General features: G+C 37.6%; 8 protein-coding genes. 6 read left to right on the top strand and 2 right to left on the bottom strand.

Annotated elements, in window-relative coordinates; translation table 11 throughout:
- Positions 1-148: 148 nt before the first annotated feature.
- Together arsC and meaB are read right to left on the bottom strand one after the other, a co-directional pair.
- Positions 149-484, bottom strand: a complete 336-nt coding sequence (gene arsC / locus HHU12_RS32430) for an arsenate reductase (glutaredoxin) (protein WP_169660888.1) — start codon at positions 482-484, stop codon at positions 149-151.
- Positions 465-1490 (bottom strand): methylmalonyl Co-A mutase-associated GTPase MeaB, encoded by a 1026-nt coding sequence (gene meaB / locus HHU12_RS32425; RefSeq protein WP_169660887.1) that lies wholly within the window; start codon positions 1488-1490, stop codon positions 465-467. Before meaB ends, arsC begins: the two co-directional genes overlap by 20 nt.
- Before the next feature lie 453 nt (positions 1491-1943).
- Between meaB and mce the strand changes: the two genes are divergently transcribed.
- From mce to HHU12_RS32395, 6 genes are all read left to right on the top strand, one after another.
- A complete protein-coding gene (gene mce / locus HHU12_RS32420; protein WP_044200488.1) occupies positions 1944-2348 on the top strand; it encodes a methylmalonyl-CoA epimerase in 405 nt (134 codons plus the stop codon).
- A 334-nt stretch (positions 2349-2682) separates the two neighbouring features.
- The gene (locus HHU12_RS32415) at positions 2683-4245 is read left to right on the top strand and encodes an acyl-CoA carboxylase subunit beta (RefSeq protein ID WP_169660886.1); all 1563 of its coding nucleotides are present in this window, start codon (positions 2683-2685) and stop codon (positions 4243-4245) included.
- A 12-nt stretch (positions 4246-4257) separates the two neighbouring features.
- Positions 4258-4632 (top strand): OadG family transporter subunit, encoded by a 375-nt coding sequence (locus HHU12_RS32410; RefSeq protein ID WP_169660885.1) that lies wholly within the window; start codon positions 4258-4260, stop codon positions 4630-4632.
- An 11-nt stretch (positions 4633-4643) separates the two neighbouring features.
- Positions 4644-5063: a biotin/lipoyl-containing protein gene (locus tag HHU12_RS32405; protein ID WP_169660884.1), complete on the top strand. Its 420-nt coding sequence runs from the start codon at positions 4644-4646 to the stop codon at positions 5061-5063.
- Positions 5064-5090: 27 nt separating this feature from the next.
- Positions 5091-6404: a sodium ion-translocating decarboxylase subunit beta gene (locus HHU12_RS32400; protein ID WP_240971239.1), complete on the top strand. Its 1314-nt coding sequence runs from the start codon at positions 5091-5093 to the stop codon at positions 6402-6404.
- Positions 6405-6549: 145 nt separating this feature from the next.
- On the top strand, positions 6550-7388 hold an 839-nt coding region (locus HHU12_RS32395), incomplete at its 3' end, for a methylmalonyl-CoA mutase family protein (RefSeq protein WP_205960058.1).

Genomic DNA, 7388 nt, shown 5'->3' with positions numbered 1-7388 from the left:
GCGAATCAATTTTGCATCGATAAATTTGAGGAACCCGCGGTAGCGAAAAGAAAAAAACTGAAGGTTACCCACAAAAAAAGACCCAATAATTCTTAAAATTATTGAGTCTTATATCGAAATTAATTCACTGAAAAACTGTATCGTTTTTTCAGGACATTACAAACGAAGGAGGCCTGCCGATAACAGCTTTGTTATCCTTAATTACGATAGGCCTTTCAATCAATTTTGGATATTCTACCATGGCATCGATGTATTCCTCGTCAGTAAGTTCTTTTCCTTTAAAGTTTTCTTTATAAATGGCTTCCCCTTTACGGATAAGTGCCAAAGGTGCGATATTAAGCATCGAAAGAATTTCCTCAATTTCTGCCTTAGAAGGAGCATCTTTTAAGTATTCTCTTACTTCTATTTCCTCACCATTTTCCTTCAATAAATTCAAAGATTCTCTACTTTTCGAGCACCTTGGATTATGCCATATTTTTATCATTTTCTGTTCTCGTTTGGTTAAATAATTCCAATAACTTTCTTGCACCTGCAATCGCCGGCAATTTATTTTGAATTACTTGATTCTCCAAATGATTTAGATTTCCTTCCACAGACCCATTCGTGTAGAAGGCTCTTTTCAGATGATTATCGATGGTTTCGTGCATCCAATGCAAGTTTTGACTCTGACGGTTGGATTGGAAGAAACCTTTCTCTTTCATGTCTTTTTCAAACTTCAGAATATTTTCCAAAATTTCATCCAGACCTTCATTCTGAACTGATGAACAGGTCATTACTTTTGGTGCCCAGCCTGATTCAGCAGGAGGGAACAGGTGCAATGCATTCTGATAACTTGCACGAGCCAATTTACCTCGGTGAACATTATCACCATCACATTTTGTAATTGCAATCGCATCTGCCATTTCCATGATACCTCTTTTGATACCTTGCAATTCATCACCGGCACCGGCCAACATCAATAACAAGAAGAAATCCACAATTCCTTTTACAGTAGTTTCAGACTGACCAACACCTACAGTTTCGATTAAGATCACATCAAAACCTGCCGCTTCACAAAGCAACATTGTCTCTCTTGTCTTATGATTGACGCCACCCAAAGCACTACCTGCCGCCGAAGGACGAACATAGGCCAAAGGATCATTGGATAACTCTTCCATACGGGTTTTATCACCCAAAATACTACCACCACTGATTTGTGAACTCGGGTCAATGGTCAGTACGGCCAATTGCATTTCTTTGGAAGTAATGTACTTGCCAAAAGATTCAATAAAAGTACTCTTTCCAACGCCTGGAACACCTGTAATGCCTACTCTAAGCGTATTGCCAGTATGTGGTAAAATCAGTTCAAGTATTTCTTCTGCCAAAATCACATCAGCAGGGAGTTTACTTTCTATAATTGTGATGGCCCTACTTAATATTATTCTGTCTCCACTAATAATACCATCAGCATACTCCTGTGCACTAAGTCTTTTTTTTCTTTTATATCTCATGGTAAAAGAAGAATGATTTTATGTTGAATATTTTAATCAGCCAGTCAATTTTACATAGAATAAAACAACGGACTGTCTATCTCTATATTTTATAATAAAAGAGAGGAAGCCTATCACTATTTTTGCTTTTACAAAGCTACATACATTTCTTTTAAAAAGGTATAAAATGTGTTTATAATACAATTTCTAATATTTTTTAATTTTTTTTATTGTTTCTAAATAACCCGAAAGATGATTTTTGTTTCCATGTTAAAATATTGATATACAGGTTTTTAAATATTCATAATATGAGTAAAGAGAGGTGTGTTAAGCACTTTTTATGATTTTAATCTTTATTTAGATGATGAATGTTATCACAAACAATATCTTTTTGTATGAATTTTACGGTACATAATAAAGGTTGGCAAGCTTATCACGCCTTTTATTATTACTTACTTTTAAAAAGCAACAGAAATGAATATATCACACATTGAGCACATTGGTGTCGCAGTAGAAAACTTAGAAGAGTCAATTAAGTATTACGAAGAAGTATTAGGACTTAAGTGCTATGCTATCGAAGAGGTAGAGGAGCAAAAAGTTAAAACTGCTTTCTTTAAAGTAGGAGATACTAAAATTGAGCTTTTAGAGTCTACTTCAGAAGACGGTCCTATCGGGAAATTCGTCGCTAAAAAAGGACCTGGAATGCACCACTTAGCATTTGCAGTTAAAGATATTGAGAAAAACCTTGAGGATGCTGAAGAAAAAGGTGTTCGTTTATTAGACAAAACACCAAGAAAAGGAGCGGAAGGATTAGATATCGCTTTCTTACATCCAAAATCAACGCATGGAGTTCTTACTGAACTTTGTGAGAAGAAGTAATTATTACTTTTGAATACCTACCAAGTACTAAAAGTAGTGTAACCAAAAATAAATCGGTAACAATATCCATAAGGGATAGTTACCGCCCCTCAGTAGTTAAATGATAGGACTACTAAAAGTAAGAAAACATTAAGGTACGTCAGGAGCAGTAATCGTTCACCTTATTAGGCTTAACGATGCTATCTTAACAGTAGATTAAAATTGATTTTTTAAACCTGTAGAAATACAGGGCTGGACGATTATTGCCTTGACTTTCTTACGACACAGTAAAATGAATCAAAAACACTGTCACAGGTGTTATTAATATTTGACAAATACCCGCTGGGAATTATCAATGGGAACTAACAGAGATAAGGTTAGAGAACTTGTAGAAAAAAGATCACAAGCCCGCTTAGGTGGTGGTGAGAAAAGAATTGACAAACAACATAGTCAAGGTAAGTTAACAGCTAGAGAGAGAATCGACCTTCTTTTAGATGAAGGTAGTTTTGAGGAGTACGACATGTTTGTAACGCACCGTACAAAATCTTTCGGCTTGGATAAACAACAATATTTATCAGATGGTGTAGTGACAGGTCACGGTACTATCGACGGTAGAGTTGTTTATGTATTCGCACAAGACTTCACAGTATTCGGAGGTTCACTTTCTGAAACATTTGCACAAAAGATCTGTAAAGTAATGGATCAAGCAATGAAAGTGGGAGCACCGGTTATTGGTTTGAATGATTCAGGTGGAGCTCGTATACAAGAAGGCGTTAGGTCTCTTGCAGGTTACGCTGAGATCTTCCAAAGAAACATCATGGCGTCTGGTGTAGTACCTCAGATTTCTGCAATCTTAGGACCTTGTGCTGGTGGTGCGGTATATTCTCCAGCATTGACTGACTTTATCTTAATGACTGACCAAACATCATACATGTTTGTAACGGGTCCTAAAGTAGTAAAATCAGTAACTGGTGAGGTTATCTCTGTAGAAGATTTAGGTGGTGCTAACATGCACGCTTCTAAGTCTGGTGTAGCTCATATGATGACAGAAAACGACGAGGAGACATTACTGTTGATCCGTAAGTTGATGAGCTTCTTGCCTTCAAACAACCTTGAAGAGCCACCACAAATCCCATGTAATGACCCAATCGAAAGAATTGAGGACAAACTGAACGAGGTAATTCCTGATGATCCTAACAAGCCATATAACATGCTAGATGTTATTCACTTATTAGTTGATAATGAGGAATTCTTAGAAATGCACAGATCTTATGCTAAAAACATTATCACAGGATTTGCTCGTTTCAATGGTCGTCCAGTAGGTATTATTGCAAACCAACCTTCATTCTTGGCGGGTGTACTTGATATTGAGGCATCGAAAAAAGCAGCACGTTTTGTTCGTTTCTGTGATGCATTCAATATTCCAATTGTAACATTAGTAGACGTACCAGGTTTCTTACCAGGTTCAGGTCAAGAATACGGCGGTATTATCCTTCACGGTGCCAAATTATTGTTCGCTTACGGTGAAGCAACAGTTCCAAAAATCACTATTACACTTAGAAAATCATACGGTGGAGCACACGACGTAATGAGTTCTAAACAATTAAGAGGTGATATCAACTACGCATGGCCAACTGCCGAAATCGCAGTAATGGGTGCTAAAGGTGCTGTAGAGGTATTAGAAGGAAGAACTATTCGTTCAATCGAAGACAAAGAAGAAAGAGCGAAATTCATGCAAGATAAAGAGGAAGAATACGTAGAGAAATTCGCAAATCCTTATCAAGCAGCTAAATACGGATTTATTGATGATGTAATCGAGCCAAGAAATACAAGATTCAGAATCTGTAGAGGTTTAGAAGTATTAGCGACGAAGAAAGAAGTTAATCCTCCTAAGAAGCACTCTAATATTCCACTTTAATCAATAAATAATATGGAAAATCAAGTAACACAATTTGGTTTGACTGAAGGATTAGTGATCACATTGGTTGGGGTAGGATTAGTATTCTTCACATTGACCTTATTATTCCTTCTTTTTATCTCATTCACTTATTTGGTGCCGATCGTGATGAACAAGATCAAGAAGCCAAAGCAGATTGTGATCAAAAAGGATGATGAAGAGATGGTCATCAATGCCACGAAAGTTTCAGGTGAAGTAAACGCGGCGATTGCGGCAGCAGTTTACCACTACATGGCTGAGGCACACGATGAAGAGTCAACAATTCTAACAATCCAAAAAGTGAAGAAAGCTTACTCTCCATGGAGTTCAAAGATTTATGCAGTTCATGGCAGTCAGCTTAACCGTTAATACCGAATAAAATGAAAAACTATAATTTTACAGTTAACGGTAACAACTACGCCGTTACAATAAAAGGAGTAGAAGGTCAGGCTATTGAATTAGAAGTCAATGGTACACCTTACAAAGTAGAGATGGACAAGGAAGTGAAAACTTCTAAAACGCCAAAACTATTACGTTCTGAAGCTCCAAGAACAGCTGCACCGAAAGCAATTACTCGTTCAGCGAAGAAATCAAACATCGTTGCACCACTTCCTGGTACTGTAATGACAATTAACTTCAAAGAAGGTGATGCCGTGAAGCAAGGAGATGTCTTGATGACAATGGAAGCAATGAAGATGGAAAACAATGTATTGGCTGAAGCAGACGGTACTATTGCAAGCATCAAAGTAGAAGAAGGAACGTCAGTATTACAAGGAGAGGTTCTTGTAGAAATGGCGTAAGTGGTTTCATTCTAAACAATAATTATTATGAATACGAAACGCTTATTTATCGTCTTTGGAGCCATCGCAACCATTATGATTTCATGGGCAGCTGCATCAGCGGCAGGCTTATCAAATCAGACAATTGGTGAAGTGACTCAAGCAGCAGTCGCAACAGGTGCACCACAAGATTTTAATGCATTGGCAATGAACGGTCTGATGAACTTCATGTCAATGACGGGTTTTGCAAACTTGACTTTGCCGAACTTTGTAATGATCTGTGTGGGGTTATTATTTATATTTTTAGCAATCAAATTTGATTACGAACCACTATTATTAATCCCAATCGGGGCAGGTGTGATCATCGGTAACATTCCGTTTGTAGCAGGCAACCAAATTGGTATTTACGAAGAAGGTTCAGTATTAAGTTATTTATATTTTGGTGTTGAGAAAGGTATTTATCCACCGCTTATTTTCTTAGGAATTGGAGCGATGACCGATTTTACCTCATTGATCGCCAATCCAAAATTGATGCTTTTAGGAGCAGCCGCACAAGTGGGTGTATTCTTAACGTTCATCGGTGCAATTAGTTTAGGTTTTGATTTAAATGAAGCAGCAGCCATTGGTATTATTGGTGGAGCTGACGGTCCTACGGCCATCTTCCTTTCATCTAAATCTGCACCACACTTACTAGGAGCAATTGCCATTGCAGCTTACTCTTACATGGCACTTGTACCAGTGATACAACCACCAATCATGCGTTTGATGACAACGCCGGAAGAAAGAAAAATCCGTATGAAGCCACCAAGAACGGTGACGAAAACAGAGAAAATCTTATTCCCATTGGTAGGTCTAATCCTTACGACATTTATCTCACCAAGTGCATTGCCTCTATTAGGTATGTTGTTCTTCGGTAACTTATTGAAAGAGTCAGGTCACACAGAGCGTTTAGCAAACACTGCTAGAACTTCTATGATCGACATCATCACTATCTTACTAGGAGTAACAGTAGGTGCATCTACTCAAGCAAGTGTTTTCATTACTGCAAATTCATTGAAAATCTTCGCTTTAGGTGCAGTAGCCTTCGCTATCGCAACATTCTCTGGGTTAGCATTTGCTAAGATCATGAACTTATTCCTAAAAGGTGATAACAAGATCAACCCATTGATTGGAGCAGCAGGAGTTTCTGCAGTACCTGACTCAGCAAGAGTAGTACAGCAGGAAGGACTAAAAGCAGATTCAAATAACCACTTATTAATGCATGCCATGGCACCAAACGTAGCAGGTGTAATCGGTTCAGCAGTAGCAGCGGGTATCTTGATCAGCTTCTTGTCTTACTTCCAGCAACTTGGAGGAATGTAATTCTCCAATAGCAATGCAGGTATGTTTGAAGGCTAATTTTTTGCCGGAAATCAGCTTTCAAACATACTCCACTATATCCTTGTTGGTATAGTCCAAGAGATTTGTTTTATTATTGTATCACCAATACACACAAAATTACATAAATATGGCTGAAAAATTATTTTCAGACTTCGAGCCGATCAGTAAAGAGACTTGGAAAGAAAAAGTTATCACTGACCTAAAAGGAGCTGACTTCGATAAAAAGCTAGTATGGAAAACTGAAAACGGAATGACTATTCCTCCATACTTTACTTCAGAGGATAGAGAAAATAAATCCGAATTACTTGATGGATTAAAGGACATTTTAACTTCTGCAGAAGGAGAAGGAATGGACTGGAAATCTTTCCAAAGAGTAGTTGGTAAGGATAATGCAGAGGTTAACACTAATGCTTTATATTTATTAGACCGTGGTGTTGAAGGTCTAGTGTTTGATGTAGACAGTATTGAAGACTTCGACATCGAGCAAGCATTAAAAGGAATCAGTATTGAGATGATCAGTATTGGTTTTGAAAATGTAAAACACCCAAGAACATTAATGCGTGATTATGTAGGTTACCTACACATCCATGGTGTTTCTTTAGACAAAGTAGCAGGTTACATTCACTTCGACCCAATCCATGATTTCACTACAACAGGGAAAATGGATGAGGAAGGATTCCAGCGTTTATCAAGATTAATTTCTTACACTGCTGAAATGCCTGACTTCAAAGTGATGTCAATTGCATCTGATGCTTTTGTTAACGCTGGTGCAAACCACGTACAAGAATTAGCATTCTCATTAAATACATTAGTAGAGTACATCGATCAATTAGCGAAATTCGACGTTGAGCCTACTGAAGTATTGAGCAATGTGATTTTCCAAGCGACAGTAGGAGGTGACTACTTCCACGAAATCGCTAAATTCAGAGCATTTAGATTATTAGTTTTAGAAATCGCTAAACTTTA

This window comes from Flammeovirga aprica JL-4, from assembly GCF_012844305.1.
Lineage (GTDB): Bacteria > Bacteroidota > Bacteroidia > Cytophagales > Flammeovirgaceae > Flammeovirga > Flammeovirga aprica.
The sequence above is the reverse complement of the archived record's forward strand: the minus strand, read 5'-3'. Positions and strand labels throughout refer to the sequence as shown.

Bases quoted from the DNA above. Each gene is read 5' to 3' on its own strand.
- arsC (WP_169660888.1), bottom strand. From the start codon at position 484: ATGATAAAAATATGGCATAATCCAAGGTGCTCGAAAAGTAGAGAATCT.
- meaB (WP_169660887.1), bottom strand. From the start codon at position 1,490: ATGAGATATAAAAGAAAAAAAAGACTTAGTGCACAGGAGTATGCTGAT.
- mce (WP_044200488.1), top strand. From the start codon at position 1,944: ATGAATATATCACACATTGAGCACATTGGTGTCGCAGTAGAAAACTTA.
- HHU12_RS32415 (WP_169660886.1), top strand. From the start codon at position 2,683: ATGGGAACTAACAGAGATAAGGTTAGAGAACTTGTAGAAAAAAGATCA.
- HHU12_RS32410 (WP_169660885.1), top strand. From the start codon at position 4,258: ATGGAAAATCAAGTAACACAATTTGGTTTGACTGAAGGATTAGTGATC.
- HHU12_RS32405 (WP_169660884.1), top strand. From the start codon at position 4,644: ATGAAAAACTATAATTTTACAGTTAACGGTAACAACTACGCCGTTACA.
- HHU12_RS32400 (WP_240971239.1), top strand. From the start codon at position 5,091: ATGAATACGAAACGCTTATTTATCGTCTTTGGAGCCATCGCAACCATT.